The organism is Citrobacter sp. TBCS-14, assembly GCF_005280805.1.
Taxonomy (GTDB): Bacteria; Pseudomonadota; Gammaproteobacteria; order Enterobacterales; family Enterobacteriaceae; genus Citrobacter; species Citrobacter gillenii.
Genome location: NZ_SZWM01000860.1, coordinates 1 through 725 on the forward strand (window position 1 = coordinate 1; position 725 = coordinate 725).

The 725-nt window shown below is 55.9% G+C and carries 1 protein-coding gene and 1 pseudogene; both read right to left on the reverse strand.

Annotated elements, in window-relative coordinates:
• Positions 1 to 353: formate hydrogenlyase maturation HycH family protein (locus FDX22_RS21725; RefSeq protein WP_146717759.1), on the reverse strand; the 353-nt coding region annotated here is incomplete at its 3' end.
• Positions 350 to 725, reverse strand: a pseudogene (locus tag FDX22_RS21730) (formate hydrogenlyase); the annotation flags it as partial. The gene FDX22_RS21725 and the pseudogene FDX22_RS21730, both read right to left, overlap by 4 nt.

Below are 725 nucleotides of genomic sequence, written 5' to 3' on the forward strand. Positions count from 1 at the left end.
AGCATGCTAAGCATCAGCTTGCTCCACTCCTGCTGCTGCGGGGTCTGTACGGCACGCGCATCATCGAACGCGCGTGCCAGCATTTGCACATGGTTGAAATCGATAACGATCTCGCCGTATTTCGGCACACCTTCCATTTTCCGGCGGGCTTCGCTTCCCTCAGCAAGGGTAGCAATCCATGCCAGATAGTCATCCCATGGACAAGTTAACGCTGCTTCCAGGCAATCGATGATCCCAAGGTGGTGACCAATCGCCAGGCTGTAATAGACAACCTGCTGCGCCTCGGCGGGCGTTGCATCGTTCTCATCAATAAACTTACGGCTCAGTTGACTGAACACCACCGTTTCACTCATCGGATACGCGCCTCTTCTACAACATGATTAAGATGCGTGACGATCTCGGTCAGACGCGGATCGTTTTCCGCTTCCAGCCAGCGCGCCACCTGTTGCTCACCCTGCCCCAACTGATTCATANATGCTCGCCCTGCCCTAACTGCGTCATATAGTCATCAGCAATCTGGCGACCATAGCGGTATCCCGCCAGACGGCGAGCCTCGCGATCCACCTTCACGCGCAGCGGCTGAACCATATCCGGATGCAGAATTTCAGCAGGTTGTTCGTCCAGTTCGCCCGGCGCACGTGCATGAATTTTCTGTTCCAACAGGCCAAGCGCCATCGCAAAACCATACAGCGTGGCTGCAGGCGTTGGCGGGCAGCCAGGGATAT